The following is a 21,348-nucleotide window of genomic DNA, read 5'->3' on the forward strand; positions in this document are numbered from 1 at the left end:
AACCGCTATTATAGCGTCACGCCCACGGGCAACGCCAAGGCGTGACCCCCTTTACTGGACAGGAACTTATCGATGATCGTTCTACAGACCAATTTCGGCGATATCGGCGTTGAGCTGAACCATGACAAGGCGCCCAAGACAGCCGCCAACTTCGAGCAGTACGTGCGCGATGGCTTCTATGACGACACCCTCTTCCACCGCGTCATCGACGGCTTCATGGTGCAGGGCGGCGGCTTCGATACCGATTTCAACCAGAAGCCCACCCGCGACCCCATCGAGAACGAGGCCGACAACGGCCTGAAGAACACTACCGGCACCCTGGCCATGGCCCGCACCCAGGACCCCCACTCCGCCACCGCCCAGTTCTTCATCAACGTCGCCGACAACGACTTCCTGAACCACAGCGGCAAGTCCATCCAGGGCTGGGGCTACTGCGTGTTCGGCGAGGTAGTCGACGGCATGGAGGTGGTCGAGAAGATCAAGTCGGTGTCCACCACCCGCCGCGGCATGCATGCCGATGTGCCCGCCGAGGACGTGGTCATCCAGAAGGCCTACGTCAAGGACGCTTGATGGCCCACGCCCGAGACAGCGATGCCCGCCCCGGGCGGGCATCGTGTTCGCCACGCCTCGCCCGGACCAGGATCGACACCCCTCATGACCACACTGCTGATTTCCGACCTGCACCTGCAACCCGATGCCCCCGAGATCACTGAGGGCTTCTTGCGCTGGCTGCAGGAGCGCGCCCAGGGTGCCAACGCACTGTATATCCTTGGCGATCTGTTCGAAGCCTGGATCGGCGACGACCTGCTCGATCTGGCCGAAAGCGACCCCACCGGCAATGCGCTCCTCGCAGCGCGTGTCGCCACGGCCCTCAAGCGACTCTCCGACAACGGCACCGACATCTACCTGATGCACGGCAACCGCGACTTCCTGCTTGGCGAGCGCTTCGCCCGGGCCGCCGGCGCCCAGCTGCTGGCCGATCCGGCCGTGGTTGCCATCGATGGGCAATCGGTGCTGCTGATGCACGGCGACAGCCTCTGCACCCGCGATGAGGCCTACATGCGCTTTCGCGCCCAGGCGCGCCATCCGGCCTGGCAGCAGCAGGTCCTGGCGATGCCGATTCTCGAGCGCATCGCCCTGGCCAAGCAGCTTCGCGATCAATCCGGCGAGGCCACGTCCAACAAGGCCGACGACATCATGGACGTGACGCCGGACGAAGTGGTTCGCGTGATGCGCGAACACGGCGTCACCACGCTGATCCACGGGCATACGCATCGGCCGGCGGTGCACGAACTCACCATCGACGAACGCCCCGCCACGCGGATGGTGCTGGGCGACTGGCGGCCCACGGAGGGCTGGGAGATCGTCGCCGACGAGGGCGGCCAGCCGCAGCTGAACCGTTTTCCCCTCAGCTAACCGAGCGCCCCCACGTCAGCACGGCCGTCGGCTCGACTCACTCGGACGCTGGCGCCAGCCTGCAGGCGGCCAGCGCCGCTTCCAGCTCCGTGGCAGGCGGCAGGCGGGCGCTGTCGCCGATGATCTCCAGACGCGAGTCGCGACGCCAAACGCTGGAACTCAGGCTCACCGCGCCCTCGGCGCGGTTGTAGAGCTTCCAACCCGCCTCGGTATGCAGCACCCCCTTGATACGCAGCCCGGCAGGCAGGTCGCCGAGCAGCGCACTCAGCCGATCCAGATCGAAACGATCCGCCGGATGCCAGCGCCAGCCCAGGGTGGCAAACCCCAGCGCAGCGCCGGCCTCGCGCTGTGGCCGTCCCGGCTCGGGTAGCGGCGACTCATCGCCCTCGGGCAGCCCCCCTTCCCCAACGTCGACGCGAAGCGCCGCATGGCGGTGATCGACAGCACCGCGCGGCGCACGGCTGGTATCGCTTGCCGTCAGCCGGGCCATCGGCAACGCACCGTGCGGGGCATCGACCACCCATTTGCGGCGCGGCCAGTGATCCAGTGCCCAGCGTCGGGCGGCGTCTCGCTTGTCAGCCGACACCAGGTCGGTCATGGTCAAGGCCACCGCATCGGCCATCGCCAGCTGATCACGAAAGGTCTCGTGCTCCAGGACGCGCGGATCGTCGAGGCGCCGCGGATCGAGCACCGCGATGATATCGCGAACCTCCAGCACCCCTTGGAACGCTTCGCCGCGCAGCACGTCGAGCAGCCCCGCCGGATGCCCCAGCCCGGAGGGCTCGATGATCACCCGATCGGGACGATGACGATGCAGCAGATTGACCAGCGAGGCCTGCATCACGAAGGCCAGCTGACAGCAGAGGCAGCCGCCGGGCAGCCCCTTCACCACCAGATCGCGGCGCTCGGCGAACATCGTCTGGTCGATGCCGACCTGGCCGAACTCGTTGATCACGATGGCCCAAGTCTCATGCGCCGGCTTCTGCTCGATCAATTGCCGGATCAGCGTACTCTTGCCACTGCCGAGAAAGCCGGTAATCAGATGAACGGGAATCGCTTCAAGCGGCGCATTGGCCATGGACGTCAGCCCCCAAGAAAGAATTAATGTTACAGGATAACATCTAGGCCATTGCGCCTACAGCCTGTCGACGATGTCTCCCACAAAGCAATGGACAGCATAGATAACGGTATAAAGTCACGCCGAAAGAAAGGGGCGCTCAAGCACCCCTTCTCGCGACACCCTCTGTCAGCGGCGTTCGATGTCGGCGGTATCGCGAAGGTGCACCTGCAGCCCCTGGACAGCGGCCTGCCCGCGCAGCTGCTCGGCCATCCGCGCCACGAAGGCTTCCACCTGAGGGTCGATCTCACCCTCATCGACGGCCTCCAGGGCAATCAGCACCACCCGGTCGCCATCGCTGGCGTGACCGAAGACCGGCTGGTCATCCGCGGGATGCGGCAGCCGGAAAGCCGCCCGCAGTACGGCCTGGGGCACCTGACCGCTCTGCCGGGTTGCGCCTTCGACACGCTCCCAGTCGAGCTCGGGGTCGGCCCCGGCGCGCAGCTCGTCGACACGCTCGCGTGCCACTTCGAGCAGCGCCTCGCGCTGCTTGCGGCGCTCCACGGCCGCCATGACCTGATCGCGAACGTCATCGAGGGGCAGCACCGTGGCCTCACGATGCTCGGCGACCCGCAGCACCATGCGACGATCCTGATCGAGTTCGATGACCTCGCTGTTGAAGCCCTCGACGAGCACGTCCTCGCTGAAGGCCTCGCTCATGACGCCCGGCTCGGAGAGAACCCCCTCGCCGCCGTCGCGGGACACCCAGTCGCTCTGGTAGAGCTGCAGGTCGAGGCTCTCGGCGACGCTGGCCAGGTCATCGGCGGCAAAGCTTTCGTCGATCAGCGTCTGCACGCGTCGATTGAAGGTATCGCTGACCTGGGCGAGCGCCAGCTCGCGGGTGAGCTCATCGCGCATCTCCTCCAGCGGCGGCTGATCGAGCTCGGTCACCTTGACCAGATGCAGGCCGCTGCTGGTCTCGACGATGCTCGACACCTGCCCGGGACCGATACCGAATGCAGCCTCATCGAAGTCGTCACCAAAGAAGCCGCGACTGATCACTCCGAGATCACCACCCTGCTCGGCCGTCGAGGGATCATCCGAATACTCCTGGGCCAGATCGGCGAAGGCATCGCCCTCGGCCAGTCGCTCGCGCACCGCCTCGAGTCGCGTAACGGCCTCGTCGCGGCTTCGTTCACCGTTGAAGGTGACCATGATGTGGGACACACGTCGATCCGCGTCGCGCCCTCGCGCCTCCCAGGCGTCTCGTAGCGACGCCTCGCTGATCTCGACCCGCTCGGCCATCTCTTCACGATCGACGATGACGTACTCGAGCCGTACCTGCTCGGGACGCTGATAGCGCTCGGCGTTGTCCTCGTAATAGGCCAGGAGGTCGGCCTCGCTGACGCTGACCGGCTCGGGCAGGTCCTCAACGTCGAGCGTATGGTGGCGGAAGCTGCGGGTCTGGCGCTGCAGCGCCGCCAGCGTCTCGCGTTCGCTCGGAAGGGTGAAGTCGCTGACCGCCAGGCCCTGCTGCAGCTGCTGACGCTTGAGATCGACCCTCAGCGCTTCCCGAAAGCTGGTTGGCGTGAAGCCGGCGCTGGCCAAGCGATTGCGGAACAGGTCGCTGTCGAAACGACCGCTCTGGTCCTGGAATTCCGGCAGGGTCACGATCACCTGATCGAGCTGCTCCTCGGAGAGATAAAGGCCACCGTCCTCGGCGAAAGCGGTGAGCAGACGTTCGCCGATCAGCTCGTCGAGCACCTGCCCGCGCAGCGCCCGCTCCTGCTCGGGAGGGACCTGGCCGGTGCGAATCGCCCGCTGGACCTCCATCTCGAGCTGCTGGCGCGTGATCGTCTGGCCATTGACCTTGGCCACCTCGTCACCGCTTCCGCCAAACAGCCCGACCAGCGACTCGACGCCGAACAGCGCCATGGTCACGACCACGGCGCCGACGATGATCTTGGCGCCCCAACTTCTGGAACGATCACGAATACTTTGCAGCATGCAGGCCTCGGCTGATGATGGTTGGCTGGCAGTCGCGCCATAGTATACGCCTTGCGGCGATGCCTCGACCACGGTGTGGGCGGCCTACCAGCCCATAAAGAAGGCGCATCGCCATGGCGATGCGCCTGTGTCTTGCCGTCGTCAGCGCGTCTGACGACTTCAACTGTCTTCGGCGCAAACGGCCCGTCGGCTCAGTTCACGGAGTCCTTGAGCGCCTTGCCGGCCTTGAAGGTCGGCACCTTGGCTGCGCTGATCTGAATCGGCTCGCCGGTCTGCGGGTTGCGCCCGGTGCGCGCCGCACGCTCCTTGACGGAGAAGGTGCCAAAGCCCACCAGGGAAACGGTCTCGCCGTTCTTGAGGCTATCGGCGACGGTATCGACCATGGCATCCAGCGCACGAGTCGCCGCGGCCTTGGGAATATCGGCAGACGCGGCGATGGCTTCGATCAGCTCGGATTTGTTCACACTTCACCCCTTGACTGTTTCGGAAAATGGCTCTAATCAGCGCAACGTTCGGCGAGCAACGCGATCACAGCATGGCTGCAGTTTATAGCAATGCCGTAAAAGATGTGTCAAGCAAACTGCGGCGCAAAACCGCGCCATGCCGGGGTTTCACCCCGGTCATGGCACGAAAATCATCATCAATGCGTGCTGATCATCGAGGGCGAGGATGTCGAGTCTTCCGCTCGTGATTCATCGCCTTTGGCATCGCCCCTTTCGGCCAGCGCTGCCTCCAGCACCTCGTCGATCCAGCGGACGGGCCGGATATCCAGTGCGTCCTTGATATTGTCCGGCACCTCCTTGAGGTCCCGGCGGTTCTCTTCCGGAATAAGCACGGACTTTATACCACCCCGCCGAGCGGCCAGCAATTTCTCCTTCAACCCGCCGATGGGCATGACCTCCCCGCGCAGGTTCACTTCACCGGTCATGGCCAGGTCGCAGCGCACCGGCCGTCCGGTGTAGGCGGAGACCATGGCGGTGACCATGGCGATGCCGGCGCTGGGACCGTCCTTGGGCGTTGCCCCCTCGGGCACATGAATGTGCAGGTCTTCCTTCTCGAAGCGCTCGGGGTCGATCCCCACCCTGTCGGCACGCGCCCTGACCACGGTATGGGCGGCACTGACCGACTCCTTCATGACGTCGCCGAGCGAGCCGGTCTTGTTGATGCGCCCCTTGCCCGGCGTCACCACCGACTCGATGCTGAGCAGCTCGCCCCCCACGGAGGTCCAGGCCAGGCCAGTGACGCGACCCACCTGGTCCTCGAGGTCGGCCAGGCCGTAGCTATAGCGCCGAACGCCGGCATGGGCCTCGATATCGGCCGCCGACAGCGTCTGTGCGGCCTGGGCGCCCTCCTTGCCCTCGGCCTCCAGGCGCTGGCGCAGCACCTTGCGGCACACCTTGGCGATCTGGCGCTCCAACTCACGCACCCCTGCCTCACGGGTGTAGTAGCGGATCAGCTCCAGCAGCGCCTCGTCGGAGAAGCTCAGCTCATCATCCTTGAACCCATTGGCGGTCAGCTGTTTGGGCACCAGGTAGCGCCGGGCGATGGCCAGCTTCTCATCCTCGGTGTAGCCGGGCAGGCGGATGATCTCCATGCGGTCCAGCAGCGGACCGGGAATATTCATGGAGTTGGCGGTGCAGATGAACATGACGTCGGACAGATCGTAGTCCAGCTCGAGATAGTGGTCGCTGAACTTGTCGTTCTGCTCCGGATCGAGCACCTCGAGCAATGCCGATGCCGGGTCACCGCGGTGATCCATGCCGATCTTGTCGACCTCATCGAGCAGGAACAGCGGGTTTTTCACCCCCGCCTTGCTCATGCGCTGGATCATCTTGCCGGGCAGCGAACCGATGTAGGTGCGGCGATGGCCGCGGATCTCGGACTCGTCACGCACTCCACCCAGCGCCAGGCGCACATATTTGCGGTTGGTGGCCCGGGCAATCGACTGCCCAAGCGAGGTCTTGCCGACCCCGGGCGGGCCCACCAGGCAGAGCACCGGCCCCTTGAGCTTCTTGACCCGCTTCTGCACGGCCAGGTACTCCAGGATCCGCTCCTTGACCTCGTCCAGGCCGTAGTGGTCCTCATCCAGCACCTTGTGCGCATGCACCAGGTCATGCTTGACCCGGGTACGTTTCTTCCAGGGCACCGACACCAGCCAGTCGAGGTAGGAGCGCACCACCGTGGCCTCGGCGGAGTTGGGCGACATCATCTTCAGCTTGCCCAGCTCCTGGGTCGCCTTGTCACGCGCCTCCTTGGGCATGCCCGATTCCTCGATGGCCTTCTCGTACTTCTCGGCCTCGTTGGGCACGTTCTCGAGCTCGCCCATCTCCTTCTGGATGGCCTTCATCTGCTCATTGAGATAGTACTCGCGCTGGGACTTCTCCATCTGGTCCTTGACCCGCGAACGAATCCGCTTCTCCACCTGGAGCAGGTCGATCTCGGACTCGATCAACGCCATTAGGTGCTCGATACGGTCGCGCACGCGGTCCATCTCCAGCAGCTCCTGCTTGTCGCCGATCTTCAGCGACAGGTGGGCGCAGATGGTATCGACCAGGCGGCTGGGATCCTCGATGCCCGACAGGGAGTTGAGGACCTCGTTGGGCACCTTCTTGGAGAGCTTGACGTACTGTTCGAACTGGTTGAGCAGTACGCGCACCAGCGCATCCTGCTCGCGCTCGGAGAGCGGTTGACTGTCGCGCAGCACCGCCTCGGCCAGGCTGTAGCCCTGGTCGATGTGATGCACCTCGCGCACGTCGGCACGCGACGTGCCCTCGATCAGCACCTTCACGGTGCCGTCCGGCAGCTTGAGCAGCTGCATGATCTCGGCCACGGTGCCGATGGCGAAGAGATCCTCGGTGCCGGGGTCATCCTGACCGGCTTCTCGCTGGGCCACCAGCAGCACGCGCTTGTCGGCCGCCATGGCCGCATCGAGCGCCTGGATCGACTTTTCCCGGCCAACGAACAGCGGTATCACCATCTGCGGATAGACGACCACATCGCGCAGTGGCAGGAGGGGCAGACTCAAGGTCTGGTCGGCGTTCTGCTGCATCGCAGACGTTCCTCAAACGAATCGGGTGGATACGGAAGGAATGGGGGCGTGGACGCCCCATTGCAAGGGCAAGACAGGCAGCGCACGCGGAAAGGGGCCGCCCAGGCGACCCCTTTCCACGTCAGCGGTGTCGAGCGGGAAGCCCAACCGGCTTCAGCCGTCGGTGCCGTCGACCCGCTGCTCCTGCTGGGAATAGAGGAGCAGCGGCTCACTCTCGCCGGCGATGACCGAGGCATCGATGATCACCTTGGTCACCCCTTCCATGGAGGGAATTTCATACATGGTATCGAGCAGCACCGACTCGAGAATGGAGCGCAGGCCGCGAGCGCCGGTCTTGCGCGCCATGGCCCTACCGGCCACCGCCCGCAGCGCATCGTCGCGGAACTCGAGCTCCACGCCCTCCATGTCGAACAGCCGGGCATACTGCTTGACCAGCGAATTCTTCGGCTCGGTCAGGATCTGGACCAGGGCATCCTCGGTCAGCTCGGTCAGGGTGGCGATCACCGGCAGACGACCGACGAACTCGGGAATCAGGCCGAACTTGACCAGATCCTCGGGCTCGACGTCGAGCAGCAGGTCGCCGACCCCCTTCGCCTCATCCTTGCTCTTCACCGTGGCATTGAAGCCGATACCGCCCTTCTCGGCACGGTCGCGAATGACCTTGTCGAGGCCGGCGAAGGCGCCGCCGACGATGAACAGGATGTTGGCGGTGTCGACCTGCAGGAATTCCTGCTGCGGATGCTTGCGCCCGCCCTGGGGCGGCACCGAGGCGGTCGTCCCCTCGATCAGCTTGAGCAGCGCCTGCTGCACGCCCTCTCCCGACACATCGCGAGTGATCGAGGGGTTGTCCGACTTGCGCGAGATCTTGTCGATCTCGTCGATATAGACGATGCCGCGCTGGGCCTTCTCCACATCGTAGTCGCACTTCTGCAGCAGCTTCTGGATGATGTTCTCGACGTCCTCACCCACATAGCCGGCTTCGGTCAGGGTGGTGGCATCGGCGATGGTGAACGGCACGTTGAGCAGCCGCGCCATGGTCTCCGCGAGCAAGGTCTTGCCGCTGCCGGTGGGACCGATGAGCAGGATATTGGACTTGCCCAGTTCGACGTCATCGCCCTTGATGCCGGCACGCAGACGCTTGTAATGGTTGTAGACCGCCACGGACAGCACCGTCTTGGCACGATCCTGCCCGATCACGTAGTCGTCCAGGGTGCGACGAATCTCGCGAGGAACGGGCAGACGCTCCTCATCGCTCTCGGCATCGGCATCGAGAACTTCCTCGCGAATGATGTCGTTACACAGATCGACACACTCGTCGCAGATATACACGGACGGGCCGGCAATCAGCTTGCGTACCTCGTTCTGGTTCTTGCCGCAGAACGAGCAGTAGAGCAGCTTACCGCCTTCGTCCTTGCCTTTGCCGTCGGCCATTCGCGTACCTCTGTCGCTTCGGCGGCCTGGTGCCGCCGGGAATCACGTATTTGGGGCGTGTATAGAAATCACGCTATCAGGATGTCGGCCGCTTATCCAGCGTGGCGTCGATCAGCCCGTACTCTACCGCCTGCTCGCCATCCATGAAGTTGTCGCGATCGGTGTCCCGCGCGATGGTCTCGAAGTCCTGACCGGTATGGTGGGCCAGGATCCGGTTCAGCCGATCGCGGATCCCCAGGATCTCGCGGGTATGGATCTCGATATCCGACGCCTGCCCCTGATAGCCACCCAGCGGCTGATGGATCATCATCCGCGAGTTGGCCAGGCAGTAGCGCTTGCCCGCGGCACCGCCGGCCAGCAGCAGGGCACCCATGCTGGCCGCCTGGCCGACACAGACGGTAGACACATCGGGCTTGATGAACTGCATGGTGTCATAGATCGCCATGCCGGCGGTCACCGCGCCACCCGGCGAATTGATATACAGGTGGATATCCTTGTCCGGGTTCTCGGACTCCAGGAACAGCAACTGTGCCACCACCAGGTTGGCCATGTAGTCTTCCACCGGACCCACCAGGAAGATCACGCGCTCCTTGAGCAGGCGGGAATAGATGTCATAGGCCCGCTCGCCGCGCGCGCTCTGCTCGACCACCATCGGCACCAGGCCGCCAGCGTTCAGGGTCTCGAACTCATTGCTCATCAATGTGATGTCCTTGCATCCGATGAATGGAAGCTATCGCGCCACCTCCCGGGGGCCTGCCCGGCCGCCCGGAAGGGAACTCTGGCCGGAGTGTCAGGCCTTGCTCTGCTCGTCTTCCGAAGCAGTCTGCGCTTCGTCCTCGGCGTCATCCTGCTCGGCCTGCTGCTGAGCCGCCGCGAGGGCCTGCTGATAGCTCATTTCCACGTCCTTGACGCTGGCCTGCTCCAGCAGCTTGTCGACGGCCTTCTCTTCCAGGATCGCTGACTTGACCTGGGCCTTCAGCTGGTCGTTGCTCATATAATAGTCAACGACCTGCTGGGGGTCCTGATACTGTTCGGCGAGCTCCTCGACACGGCCCCTGATCTCGTCATCGTCGGCATCGAGCTCACCGGCCTTGATCACTTCGGCCAGCAGCAGCCCCACCTGCACGCGCCCCTTGGCCTGATCGGCAAACAGCTCGTTGGGCAGCTGGGAGACGTCGAAGTCCTCCCCCAGGCCAAACTGCTGGGCCGCCTGACGCTTGAGGGCATCGGTCTCCTGCTGCACCAGCGTCTGGGGCACCGGCACGTCGTTGGCCTTCTTGAGCGCTTCGAGCACCTGCTGCTTGACGCGGTTGTCGATGGCCTGCTTGGCCTCGCGGCTCATGTTGCGCTTGACCTCTTCGCGGAACTTGTCGAGGTCGCCATCCTCGACGCCGAAGCGCTGGATGAACTCGGCATCGATCTCCGGCAGTGCCTGGCCGCTGACCTTGTGGACCTTGACCTTGAAGGTCGCGTCCTTACCGGCCAGGTGCTCCGCCTGATAGTCTTCGGGGAAGGTGACCTGGATCTCCTTCTCCTCGCCGGCCGCCGCGCCCACCAGCTGCTCCTCGAAGCCGGGAATGAAGCTGCCGGAGCCGATCACCAGATCGTGCCCTTCGGCACTGCCGCCCTCGAAAGGTTCATCGCCCAGGAAGCCCTGGAAGTCGATGGTGACCTGATCCCCCTCTTGCGCCGCGCGCGCCACCTCTTCCCAGGCGGCGTTCTGCTTGCGCAGGGTGTCGATCATCTCGTCGACGTCGGCTTCCGTCACCTCGACCACCGGACGCTCCACTTCGGCGCCCTCGATCGACGCCAGCTCGATCTCCGGATAGACCTCCAGCGAGGCAACGAACTCGAGATCCTTGCCGGTCTCGTTGACCTTGGGCTCGATGCTCGGGAAACCGGCCGGATTGAGGTTCTGCTCGGTAATGGCACGAACATAGCGCTCGCGCATCAGCTCGCCCACCACTTCGTCGCGCACATCGCGACCATAGCGCTGACGCACCACGGACATGGGCACACGACCCTTGCGGAAGCCGTTCAGGCGCACGTTCTTGGCCGTGTCCTTGAGGCGTGCCTCGACGGCTTCGTCGACCTCGGCCGCAGGCACCTGAAACGTGACACGGCGTTCGATCTGGGAGGTCGTTTCGACGGAAACTTGCATGAATAGTCCTCTACCGACTGGGGGCGTTCTGTTGAATGCGTAGAAAAGGTCAAAAGGCTGATTCTAAGAATCCCGCCTTGCGCTGGCAAGCGTCACCCCGACTGAATGGGGGCCCTGCAGCACAATTTCAAGGTTTCAAGGGGAGAAGGCGGACAAGCCCGCGACAAGCCACCGCAGGCTCACCGACGACGCGGCGTCGCGACAGCGCACAGCAGCGCATCGGCAACCGGAATAGACCCAACCAGGGAAACACGAGAGAAAGGAACAGCAGCCAAATCCGATGCAATGGGGTGGATGATGGGGATCGAACCCACGACCACCGGAGCCACAATCCGGGGCTCTACCACTGAGCTACATCCACCATTGCAAGAACCAACAAGCGTCGATGTGGGGTGGATGATGGGGATCGAACCCACGACCACCGGAGCCACAATCCGGGGCTCTACCACTGAGCTACATCCACCATATCGACAAACACTCAATCCGGATCGCCGCCACGAACGCACCTAGGTGGCACGCCCAGCAGGACTCGAACCTGCAACCTACGGCTTAGAAGGCCGTTGCTCTATCCGGTTGAGCTATGGGCGCATTCTACGTCTCATGGCGCCTGACCGCAACCCCTGATTGATAAAATTCCGAGCACAAACAGGAAGTTGTGGTCGGGGTGGAGGGATTTGAACCCCCGACATCCTGCTCCCAAAGCAGGCGCGCTACCAGACTGCGCTACACCCCGCCGGCCTTCGCACGGCCTCGATGCCGCCACAGGGCCTCATCGAGCGCTGCGTATTCTACGCGAGAATCACCGCCGGTCAATAGCCGCCTGACGTGGCGGGCCTTTTGCCCTTTGCCTGAGGGCCTCGGCATGCGAAAATCGCCAGCCATGCAGGACCGCCAGGAATCCCGGCAGAGCCCCGGACCGGCGGCCCGAGCCGTTCACTACTCACCAACGGGGGAGAGACGATGACCGCCCAACTCATCGATGGCAAGGCCATTGCCGCCCAAGTCCGCCAGCAGGTCGCGCACCGGGTGAAAGCGCGCCAGGCGGAGGGCAAGCGGACTCCCGGCCTGGCCGTCGTCCTGGTGGGCGATGACCCGGCGTCTCATGTCTACGTCAATAACAAGCACCGCGCCTGCGAGCAGGCCGGCATCCTCTCCTTCCAGCACGCGCTGCCGGTCGATACCAGCCAGCAAGCATTGGAGCGGCTGGTCGACGAGCTGAACAGCGACTCCCGCATCGACGGCATCCTCGTCCAGCTGCCGCTGCCTGAGCACCTTGACCCCCGCCCCATCCTGGAACGCATCCTGCCCCACAAGGATGTCGACGGCTTCCACCCCTACAACCTGGGCCGCCTCGCTCAGCGGCTGCCGATGCTGCGCCCCTGCACCCCCAAGGGCATCATGACCCTGCTCCAGGAGAGCGGCCTAGACGTCCGCGGTCTGGACGCCACCGTGGTGGGCGCGTCCAACATCGTCGGCCGGCCCATGGCCCTGGAACTGATGCTGGCCGGCTGCACCACCACCGTCTGCCACCGTTTCACGCGCAATCTGGAAGCGCACGTGCGACGCGCCGAACTGCTGGTGGTTGCGGTTGGAAAGCCGGGGCTGGTCAAGGGCGAATGGGTGCGCGATGGCGCCATCGTGATCGATGTGGGCATCAATCGCGAAGAGGACGGCCGGCTGGTCGGCGATGTCGAATTCGACGTCGCCGCCCGCCGCGCTGCCTGGATCACCCCGGTACCGGGGGGGGTCGGCCCCATGACGGTGGCCTCGCTGCTGGAGAACACCCTATCCGCCGCGGATCTGCACGACACCATGACCCCGGCCTGACAGCCGAGCGCACCTTCGCTAGACTTCGCGCTTCCGCCTTGCCGGCCCCGCAGCCTCGGCCATCGACCAGGCTGCACGTGCGACCAGGCTTATGGAGACAGGACTCACAATGAAACGCATCGGCATCATCGGCGCCATGGCCCAGGAAGTGGCCTATCTCGCCTCACTGCTCGAAGGGCGGCGTACGCGGTCCCATGTCGGCTGCACCTTCCACCACGGCCGCCTGCACGGCGTCGACGTGGTGATCCTGCAGTCCGGCATCGGCAAGGTGAACGCCGCCATCGGCACCACCCTACTGCTGGATGTCTATAAGCCCGAGGCGATCATCAACACCGGCTCGGCCGGTGGTTTCGGTGAGGGGCTGTCGATCGGTGACGTGGTAGTGTCCACCGAGGTGCGCCACCACGATGTGGACGCGGTGGTCTTCGGCTACGAGCACGGCCAGGTCCCCGACATGCCCGCCGCCTACCTGCCCGATGAACGGCTGGTGACGCTGGCGCGGGAGTGCGTCGAGGCGCTGGGCGAGGTGCGGGTGGCCGAGGGCCTGATTGCCACCGGCGACGTCTTCATGGCCTGTCCCGAGTTGGTATCCAAGACACGCAGCCGCTTTCCGACCATGATGGCCGCCGAGATGGAGGCCGCCGCCATCGCCCAGACCTGCCATCTGTACGGCTGCCCCTTCGTGGTCATCCGCTCGCTGTCGGACATCGCCGGCGGCGGCGATAACCACCTCTCCTTCGAGCAGTTCCTCGAACAGGCCGCGGCCCATTCGGCGCGCATGGTCGAAACGATGGTGGCCCGCCTGGCCAACCATAGCCAGCCCGCCGACGCCGAGACAGTGGCGGGCTAGCTCCCGGCCCGACGAAAGAGCGGCCGCCCGAGGGCGGCCGCTGGCGTCTTGCATCGGTCGAATCGTCTCCGCTCAGTCGCCAAGCTTCCAGTCCAGCGTCTCGCCGGCCTTGAGGGGCACGATCTGCTGGTCGCCGGCATAGGGCAGCGTATCCGGCATCCGCCAGGGCTCGCGCACCAGAGTGACGGTGTCCGCATTGCGCGGCAGGCCGTAGAAGTCGGGGCCAAAGTGGCTGGCAAAGCCCTCCAGCCGCTCCAGGGCACCGGCCTGTTCAAAGGCGGTGGCATACAGCTCGATGGCCGCCGGCGCGGTATAGGCCCCGGCACAGCCACAGGCGCTCTCCTTGTCGCCCTGGGCATGGGGAGCGCTGTCGGTTCCCAGGAAGAACTTGGGGCTGCCCGAAGTGGCCGCCGCCAGTAGCGCTTGCCGGTGACGCTCGCGCTTGAGGATCGGCAGGCAGTAGTAGTGCGGACGAATGCCGCCCACCAGCATGTGATTGCGGTTGAACAGCAAATGATGGGCGGTGATGGTGGCCGCGACATTGGCCGGCGCCTGGGCGACGAACTCGGCGGCATCGGCGGTGGTGATATGCTCGAAGACCACCTTGAGGTCGGGATGACGCGCCAGCAGCGGTTTCATCACCCGCTCGATGAACACCGCCTCACGATCGAAGATATCGATCTCGGCGTCGGTCACTTCGCCGTGAACCAGCAGCGGCACGCCAAGACGCGCCATGGCGGCAATTGCCGCATCGCAGTGGGCCAGGTCGGTCACACCGGAGTCCGAATTGGTCGTGGCTCCGGCCGGATAGAGCTTCACCGCCTGCACCAGGCCGCTGGCCTTGGCCCGCTCGATCTCCTCCGCCGAGGTCATGTCGGTGAGGTAGAGGGTCATCAGCGGTTCGAAGGAGGAGCCCGCCGGCAGTGCGGCCAGGATACGCTCGCGATAGGCCAGCGCCTGCTCGGTGGTGGTCACCGGCGGCTTGAGGTTGGGCATGATGATGGCGCGCCCCATCTGGCGAGCGGTGGCGGCCACCACGGCGTTCAGCGCCTCGCCATCGCGCAGATGCAGATGCCAGTCATCGGGGCGGGTCAGGGTAATAGCGTTCACGGCATGTCCTGTCGTCAGCGTGGATTGGGCGGCAACAGTATACCGGAGGCCAGCGGCGAAGCGCTGCCGGGATCTGCCGCCATGCCCTGTCAGCCGCGAGACCGGCAGCACCTCGGCGCATTTTCCCGTATCATCTTCGCCGTTCATCGTCGTCAGGAAGAGTCGCCATGCCCAGGGTACGCCACTATGCCGATATCGTAGCCATTCTGGCCGGTCTCATGTGGATACTGGTGTTCTGGTCGATCAGCATTTCGGCCCGGATGGATAGCATCGAACCCTTCCTTGCCGCCCTGCTCGCCCTGGGCGCGATGATCCTGGTCAGCTTCGTGCACCGCCCCTTTCGCGTTCATCTCAGCCGCTATCACGTGCGCAAGCGACGCACCGAGATGTGGATGCATATCCTGGCCCTGCCCATGGCCCTGGCGCTCCTGCTGGGCATCGTGCTGGAGTGGCTGTTCGCGCCGCTCAGCGCTCAGCAGAAAATGCTGCTGTTCAACGTGCTCGCCACCGCCGGCTGGGTGGTCTATGTGATGACACTGGTGATGAAGTTCATCATCCACCAGCTCAGCCGGCGTCGCTGAGGCCTGGCCAATCAGCGGCCGAAACGGTCGGCACGGAAGGGGGTCATGTCGACCGCCGGTGCCTCCCCTTCCATCATCTCGGCGAGCAGGCGCCCGGTCGCCGGCCCCAGGGTAAAACCCTGGTGGCCGTGACCGAAGGCTAGCCAGAGCCCGTCGTGCCGAGGGGCCGGGCCGATGATCGGCTTCATGTCCGGCAGGCAGGGCCGCGCGCCCTTCCAGGGCTCATCGTCGAGGCGCTCGCCCAGCGCCGGATATAGCTCCCGGGCCACCCGCTCGGCCGCCGCCAGCTGGCCGTAATCCGGCGGCGCATCGAGCGGTTTCAACTCGGCCCCGGTGGTCAAGCGTATGCCGGCGCTCATGGGAGCCAGGATATAGCCCACCTCGGCGTCCAGCAGCCAGTGGTGAAGACGCTGCCCCTCCCGAGCAGCGTAGTGCATGTGATAGCCGCGCTTGACGAAGGTCGGCAGCCGGTAGCCGAGCGGCTCGAGCATCTGGCCGGCCCAGGGGCCCAGCGCCACCACGACCTCCTCCGCCTCCTGGGCACCGGCATCGGTCTCAAGCCGCCAGCCCTTGCCGGTCCGGCTCAGGCCGCGAACGTCCGCCTGCAGGAAGCGACCGCCTTCACGCTCGAAGAGCTCGGCATAGGCCGCCACCAGACCACCAGGGTCCGCCACGCTCCAGGCGTTGGTCCAGTGAATCGCACCCACCGGACGCTCGGACAGCCGCGGCTCGCGCTGGCGAAGCGCCGCCTGATCCAGCAGGTCGTGGGTCACGCCGAAGCGCTGCTCGGCGTCGCGCGCCTCTTCGGCACGGGCGTCGAGTTCGGCTGCGCTGCGATAGACCTCCAGCCAGCCCTCTTTTCTCACCAGCTCAGACGCCCCCGCCGCCTCGATCATCGGCTCATGCTCCTGGGTGGAGAGCATGATCAGCGAGGCATATTCGGGAATGATCCGCGCATGCTGATTGGACGCCGAGTGGCGCCAATAGCTGAACAGCGGCCCCGCCGCCTTCAGTATCCCGCCCAGGCTGTAGCGGATGTCGGCCCGACGGTTGGGCAGCACCTTGAGCAGCTTGCCGACCTCGCGGGGAAAGGGATAGGGACGCACCGCCTCGCGCTGAATCAGCCCACCGTTGCCAAACGAGGTCTCCCGCCCCGGCGGCCGGCGATCCACCAGCAGCACCGACCGGCCGCGGCGGGCCAGGTGCCAAGCGATGGAAACTCCGACCATACCGGCCCCGAGGACGATGGTTTCGCGAGACATGCCGCTCCTCCGTTTCACAGACGAAAAGCTCCGACAATGACTCCGGAGCGAAGCGGCCATTCTAGCAGCCCGCGACGAAACCCGCCGCCGGGATCGGCGCCATGGCAAGGCGCGATGGCGATGCTCAGGCCATGCCGCCGGCCTCCTGCACCTGCAGTTTGGTGCGAATGAAGTCGGAATGGCTGACATGCAGCAGGTCGGCTAGACGGCGAATGCGATGCTCCTCCAGGGCATTGTGACCGCCGTCGGCGTAGGCCAGCACCCACATCATGCGCACCAGCTCGCAGCGCTGATCATAGGAGTAGTGCTGCTTGATCAGGCTGACGAACTGGTAGTGGTCGACCGCGGCTTCCACCTCCTCGCGGGCCATCTCCATCAGCTCCTCCACCGCCGTCGCCGACAGCTTGAAATGGGTCTTGAGCAGCTCGCGAAGGGCCTCGAGCTGGGTCTGGTCGGTATGGTAGTCGGCCCGCATCACCTCGCAGAGCAGCGCCGCTGCGGCCAGCTCCAGGGTCGGAGCAGGATCGGACGCGGCCTCGGGTTCGGCCAGGGTCTGCTGGAAGAAACGCTGGATGGTATCGAGCATGTGGAATCCCCTGCGAGGTTCTCGCTTGTGACCCACGGCGGCTCCGTGCGTTCCGTCCGGGGCCACCTGGGGGGTGACAAAGTCGAATCGGCGCACCGCGCCTCCTGGCTCGCCAGGCAGGGAAGCACCATGCTACGACAAGGCTTCGTTGAGCACGACATCACACTTCCCCTTTCGTGACTGCTCCCCGCCCTAGCGGGTGAGGGTTCTCGCGGATTTTTACTGAATTGTTGAGCCGCTCGCTCTCGCCCATGCTGATCCTATCCCGCCCAAGGAGTGCCAATCATGACAACACCGGATCTCCGGCGCCTGCCGCTGGATGGCCTGAAGGTTCTCGAGCTGGGCCAGCTGATCGCCGGCCCCTTCGCCACCAAGCTGCTCGGCGAATTCGGCGCCGATGTGATCAAGATCGAACCGCCCGGTACCGGCGACCCGCTTCGCAAATGGCGAATGATCGAGGACGGCACCTCGCTCTGGTGGCATGTTCAGACCCGCAACAAGCGCTCGGTTTCGCTGGACCTGCGCAGTGCGGAGGGCCAGGACCTGGTACGCCGCCTGGTCGCCGAGGCCGACGTCCTGGTGGAGAATTTCCGCCCGGGTACGCTGGAGTCCTGGGGGCTCGGCTGGGAAGCGCTCTGTGCCATCAACCCCGGCCTGATCATGGTGCGCGTCTCGGGCTACGGTCAGACCGGCCCCTATCGGGACAAGCCCGGCTTCGGCGTCATCGGCGAAGCCATGGGCGGCCTGCGCTATCTCACCGGCCACCTCGACCAACCCTCGGTGCGGGTCGGGGTCAGCATCGGCGACTCGCTGTCGGCCCTGTATGCCGTCATCGGCACCCTGCTCGCCCTTCAGGAGCGTGCCCGCAGCGGCCAGGGCCAGGAGGTCGACATCGCGCTGTACGAGTCGGTCTTCGCCATGATGGAAAGCCTGCTGCCCGAGTACGATGCCAGCGGTGAAATCCGCCAGCCGAGCGGCAGCGCCCTGCCCGGCATCACACCTTCGAACGCCTACCGTACGCGCAGCGGCGACTACGTACTGATCGCGGGCAACGGTGACAGCATCTTCAAGCGCCTGATGCAGGTGATCAAACGCCCCGATCTCGCCGACGACCCGGCGCTCGCTCATAATGACGGGCGAGCCCGACAGGCCAAGCGTATCGACAGCGCCATCGAGACATGGACCCTTCAGCACGAACGCGATGACATTCTCACCCGGCTCGATGCCGCCCGTGTGCCGGCCGGCTACCCCTATACCGCCGCCGACATCGCCCACGATCCCCACTATCTGGCCCGCGAGATGATCCAGAGCATCACCCGACCCAACGGCAAGCCCCTCAAGGTGCCGGGAGTGCTGCCCAAGCTCAGCGCTACGCCGGGACGGCTGGGCAACGGCGGCCCCGCGCTGGGCCAGCACACCGACGAGGTGCTCGACGAACTGGGCATCGATACCGCCACACGCGAGAAGCTGCGCCAGGCCGGCATCATCTGATCGGGCCACTTCGAGGCGGATTGATGGTAGGCAAGGCGGACCGGCGCTATCCCATGCCCAGACGATGACCCGGAGCGTCGCCTTTCATGTTGAATCGCCGATCCCCCGCACCACGTAGTCCCTGGCCACGCCAATATGGTAATCGATGGCCTCACGGCAACGCGCCGGCGAGCCGCTGGCCAGGGCATCGAGCAGCCACTGGTGGCTGTCGGCGATGGTGTCGGGACTCTCATGGGTCTTGGTGATCAGGGTGATGCACAGGCGCAGCTCGTGGGCCAGGTCATCGAAAGTCTTGAGCAGGCGGCGATTGCCCGCCGAGGCGATGAGCAGCCGGTGGAAGTTCAGGTCCTCCTCGATACGCCGGCTCTCGTTACCGCTCACCGCCGCCTCGCACAGCACCTCCACCTGGCGGGCAAGGGCGGCCAGAGTAGCTGACGAGGCGTCGAGCGCTAGCCGCTCGATGGCGTGACGCTCCAGACACAGCCGCAGGTCGAAGATATCGTCCAGCTCTCGGGCATCGAGCGCGCGTACGAAGAAGCCCCGGCGCGGCTGGCTGACCAGCAGCCCGCGGCTCTCCAGCAGCCGCGCCGCTTCGCGGACCGGTGCACGGCTCACCCCCAGTTCCCGCGACAGCTGCACCTCCGACAGGCGCTCCCCAGGAGCAAAACGCTGGTCGATGATGGCCTGGGTGAGAAGGTCGGCGACCTGGTCCACCAGGTTGCGCTGCTGAATGACCGTGAAATCTCCAACGCCGCTGGATGAGGACATACTGGCTAGGCTCTATAGCATCGCGAATCGCTGCCGTCAGTATGGCGCAACGAGTCACGATGTCGACTGTCGACAGTTTTCCCAACCGCTGCTATGTTCAAGAAGGCTGCTTCGCCATCGGTCGCCCAGAGAGGCCGATTCGATGGAATCCCGTCCATGGCAACGACACAACAACAAGGTACCGCACCATGATGAAGACCCCGTTGGCCACCGCCATCGCCGCCATCGCCTTTACCGCCACCTTCGCCAGTGCCGACGAGCCGAAAAGCGGTGGCACCATCAACACCATCATCCAGCCCGAACCCCCGGGCCTGGTGCTGGGCATGATCCAGAACGCTCCAACGCGCACCGTGGCCGGCAACATCTACGAGGGCCTGCTGCGCTACTCCACCGACCTCGAACCGATGCCGCAGCTCGCCGAGTCCTGGGAAGTCAGCGACGACGGCCTGACCTGGACCTTCCAGCTACGGGAAGGCGTGCTTTGGCACGACGGCGAGCCGTTCACCGCCGAAGACGTGGTGTTTTCGGCCGATGCCTTTCATCGCGAGCTGAACCCCAGTGCCCGGGCCGTGCTTCAGCATGTCGAAAGCATCGAGGCCACCGACGACCACACCGTGGTGTTCACCCTCGCCGAGCCCTTTGGCCCCTTCCTGCTCTCCTTCGAGGCAGGGACCTTCACCATGGTGCCCAAACACCTCTATGAAGGCACCGACTTCCGGGACAACGAGCACAACAACCATCCCATCGGCACCGGCCCCTTCAAGTTCGAGAACTGGGACCGCGGCACCGTCATCCAGCTGGTTCGCAACGACGACTACTACGAGGAAGGGCTGCCCTACCTGGACGGCATCAACTGGCACATCATCCCCGATGGCGCCTCCCGCGCCGTGGCCTACGAAAACGGCACCGTGGACGTGCTGCCCAACGGCACCGTGGAGAACTTCGACATCCCCCGGCTCTCCGCCATGGACAACACCTGCATCACCGATAAAGGGCACGAATACTTCAGCCCCTTCGCCATGCTGTGGATGAACAACCGCGAGGGTCCCACCGCCGACAAGCGCTTCCGCCAGGCGGTGATGTACGCCATGGATCGCGACTTCGCCCACAGCGTGCTGTGGAACGAGCTGGGCCAGGTGCCCCTCTCGGCGTTCGGCTCCAACGCCCGCTTCCAGCACGACGGGCTGGACCCCTACGATCACAATCCCGAACGCGCCCGTGAGCTGCTCGACGAGATGGGCTATGACGGCGAGGAGGTGCGCCTGCTGCCGCTGCCCTACGGCGAGACCTGGACCCGCTGGGCCGAGGCGGTACAGCAGAACCTGCGCGAGGTGGGCGTCAACGTGCGCACCCAGTCCACCGACGTGGGCGGCTGGAACCAGCGACTCTCGGAGTGGGACTACGACCTGGCGTTTACCTTCCTCTACCAGTACGGCGACCCGGCGCTGGGCATCACCCGCTCCTACCTGTCCGACAATATCGAGCGGGGCTCGCCCTGGAACAACGTCGGCGGCTACGAGAACGAGCGGGTCGACGAGCTGTTCAACGCCGCCGCCACCGCCTTCCCCGAGGAGGAGCGCGAGGCCCTGTATCACGAGGCCCAGCAAATCATCCACGAGGACGTGCCGGTGGGCTGGCTGATGGAGCTCGGTTTTCCGACCATCTATCGCTGCGACGTCCGCAACCTGATCACCTCAGGGGTGGGGGTCAACGACGGCTTCAAGGACGCCTGGCTCGACCGCTGAAACATCG

18 protein-coding genes and 4 tRNA genes are annotated in these 21,348 nt (G+C 65.0%); 7 read left to right on the forward strand and 15 right to left on the reverse strand.

What is annotated here, in order from left to right:
• Positions 1–72 precede the first annotated feature (72 nt).
• Both HOP52_RS05385 and HOP52_RS05390 read left to right on the forward strand, forming a co-directional pair.
• Complete coding sequence (locus HOP52_RS05385; protein ID WP_238976303.1) at positions 73–570, forward strand: peptidylprolyl isomerase; 498 nt, start codon at positions 73–75, stop codon at positions 568–570.
• A gap of 84 nt (positions 571–654) precedes the next feature.
• The gene (locus HOP52_RS05390; RefSeq protein ID WP_238976306.1) at positions 655–1,416 is read left to right on the forward strand and encodes a UDP-2,3-diacylglucosamine diphosphatase; all 762 of its coding nucleotides are present in this window, start codon (positions 655–657) and stop codon (positions 1,414–1,416) included.
• Between the two features lie 37 nt (positions 1,417–1,453).
• On the opposite strand, the gene HOP52_RS05395 is transcribed toward HOP52_RS05390, so the two are convergent.
• From HOP52_RS05395 to HOP52_RS05445, 11 genes are all read right to left on the reverse strand, one after another.
• Positions 1,454–2,494 carry a CobW family GTP-binding protein gene (locus HOP52_RS05395; RefSeq protein ID WP_238976307.1) on the reverse strand — a complete coding sequence of 347 codons (1,041 nt, stop codon included), beginning with the start codon at positions 2,492–2,494 and terminating at the stop codon, positions 1,454–1,456.
• Positions 2,495–2,662: 168 nt separating this feature from the next.
• Positions 2,663–4,480, reverse strand: a complete 1,818-nt coding sequence (locus HOP52_RS05400) for a SurA N-terminal domain-containing protein (RefSeq protein WP_238976308.1) — start codon at positions 4,478–4,480, stop codon at positions 2,663–2,665.
• A 191-nt stretch (positions 4,481–4,671) separates the two neighbouring features.
• The gene (locus HOP52_RS05405) at positions 4,672–4,944 is read right to left on the reverse strand and encodes an HU family DNA-binding protein (RefSeq protein WP_238976310.1); all 273 of its coding nucleotides are present in this window, start codon (positions 4,942–4,944) and stop codon (positions 4,672–4,674) included.
• Between the two features lie 176 nt (positions 4,945–5,120).
• Positions 5,121–7,529 carry an endopeptidase La gene (gene lon, locus HOP52_RS05410; protein ID WP_238976311.1) on the reverse strand — a complete coding sequence of 803 codons (2,409 nt, stop codon included), beginning with the start codon at positions 7,527–7,529 and terminating at the stop codon, positions 5,121–5,123.
• A 153-nt stretch (positions 7,530–7,682) separates the two neighbouring features.
• Complete coding sequence (gene clpX / locus HOP52_RS05415; RefSeq protein ID WP_238976313.1) at positions 7,683–8,960, reverse strand: ATP-dependent Clp protease ATP-binding subunit ClpX; 1,278 nt, start codon at positions 8,958–8,960, stop codon at positions 7,683–7,685.
• A 76-nt stretch (positions 8,961–9,036) separates the two neighbouring features.
• The gene (gene clpP / locus HOP52_RS05420; RefSeq protein ID WP_238976315.1) at positions 9,037–9,657 is read right to left on the reverse strand and encodes an ATP-dependent Clp endopeptidase proteolytic subunit ClpP; all 621 of its coding nucleotides are present in this window, start codon (positions 9,655–9,657) and stop codon (positions 9,037–9,039) included.
• A gap of 93 nt (positions 9,658–9,750) precedes the next feature.
• Positions 9,751–11,121, reverse strand: a complete 1,371-nt coding sequence (tig, locus tag HOP52_RS05425) for a trigger factor (RefSeq protein ID WP_238976316.1) — start codon at positions 11,119–11,121, stop codon at positions 9,751–9,753.
• A gap of 286 nt (positions 11,122–11,407) precedes the next feature.
• A tRNA-His gene (locus HOP52_RS05430) sits at positions 11,408–11,482 on the reverse strand.
• A gap of 27 nt (positions 11,483–11,509) precedes the next feature.
• Positions 11,510–11,584: transfer RNA gene (locus HOP52_RS05435), tRNA-His, on the reverse strand.
• Positions 11,585–11,632: 48 nt separating this feature from the next.
• A tRNA-Arg gene (locus HOP52_RS05440) sits at positions 11,633–11,709 on the reverse strand.
• Between the two features lie 68 nt (positions 11,710–11,777).
• A tRNA-Pro gene (locus tag HOP52_RS05445) sits at positions 11,778–11,854 on the reverse strand.
• A 227-nt stretch (positions 11,855–12,081) separates the two neighbouring features.
• Here HOP52_RS05445 and folD point away from each other — a divergent pair.
• Both folD and mtnN read left to right on the forward strand, forming a co-directional pair.
• Positions 12,082–12,948, forward strand: a complete 867-nt coding sequence (gene folD, locus HOP52_RS05450) for a bifunctional methylenetetrahydrofolate dehydrogenase/methenyltetrahydrofolate cyclohydrolase FolD (RefSeq protein WP_238976317.1) — start codon at positions 12,082–12,084, stop codon at positions 12,946–12,948.
• 109 nt (positions 12,949–13,057) lie between these two features.
• The gene (gene mtnN / locus HOP52_RS05455) at positions 13,058–13,798 is read left to right on the forward strand and encodes a 5'-methylthioadenosine/S-adenosylhomocysteine nucleosidase (protein ID WP_238976319.1); all 741 of its coding nucleotides are present in this window, start codon (positions 13,058–13,060) and stop codon (positions 13,796–13,798) included.
• 72 nt (positions 13,799–13,870) lie between these two features.
• On the opposite strand, the gene pyrC is transcribed toward mtnN, so the two are convergent.
• Entirely contained in the window at positions 13,871–14,908 is a 1,038-nt protein-coding gene (pyrC, locus tag HOP52_RS05460; RefSeq protein WP_238976321.1) for a dihydroorotase, read from the reverse strand.
• A 167-nt stretch (positions 14,909–15,075) separates the two neighbouring features.
• Between pyrC and HOP52_RS05465 the strand changes: the two genes are divergently transcribed.
• Positions 15,076–15,489, forward strand: coding sequence for a hypothetical protein (locus HOP52_RS05465; protein ID WP_238976323.1), 414 nt, complete (start codon positions 15,076–15,078; stop codon positions 15,487–15,489).
• 11 nt (positions 15,490–15,500) lie between these two features.
• Here the strand turns inward: HOP52_RS05465 and HOP52_RS05470 are convergent, their stop codons facing one another.
• The gene (locus tag HOP52_RS05470) at positions 15,501–16,751 is read right to left on the reverse strand and encodes an NAD(P)/FAD-dependent oxidoreductase (protein ID WP_238976324.1); all 1,251 of its coding nucleotides are present in this window, start codon (positions 16,749–16,751) and stop codon (positions 15,501–15,503) included.
• A gap of 124 nt (positions 16,752–16,875) precedes the next feature.
• Positions 16,876–17,337, reverse strand: coding sequence for a tellurite resistance TerB family protein (locus HOP52_RS05475; RefSeq protein ID WP_238976326.1), 462 nt, complete (start codon positions 17,335–17,337; stop codon positions 16,876–16,878).
• A gap of 285 nt (positions 17,338–17,622) precedes the next feature.
• Here HOP52_RS05475 and HOP52_RS05480 point away from each other — a divergent pair, with 285 nt between their 5' ends.
• Positions 17,623–18,828 (forward strand): CaiB/BaiF CoA transferase family protein, encoded by a 1,206-nt coding sequence (locus tag HOP52_RS05480; RefSeq protein ID WP_238976328.1) that lies wholly within the window; start codon positions 17,623–17,625, stop codon positions 18,826–18,828.
• 84 nt (positions 18,829–18,912) lie between these two features.
• On the opposite strand, the gene HOP52_RS05485 is transcribed toward HOP52_RS05480, so the two are convergent.
• On the reverse strand, positions 18,913–19,596 hold the full coding sequence (locus HOP52_RS05485; RefSeq protein WP_238976330.1) for a GntR family transcriptional regulator: 684 nt from the start codon (positions 19,594–19,596) through the stop codon (positions 18,913–18,915).
• 191 nt (positions 19,597–19,787) lie between these two features.
• Between HOP52_RS05485 and HOP52_RS05490 the strand changes: the two genes are divergently transcribed.
• Complete coding sequence (locus HOP52_RS05490; protein WP_238976383.1) at positions 19,788–21,341, forward strand: ABC transporter substrate-binding protein; 1,554 nt, start codon at positions 19,788–19,790, stop codon at positions 21,339–21,341.
• Positions 21,342–21,348: the final 7 nt, after the last annotated feature.

Source organism: Billgrantia campisalis (genome assembly GCF_022341425.1).
In the GTDB taxonomy this organism is placed as follows: domain Bacteria; phylum Pseudomonadota; class Gammaproteobacteria; order Pseudomonadales; family Halomonadaceae; genus Halomonas; species Halomonas campisalis.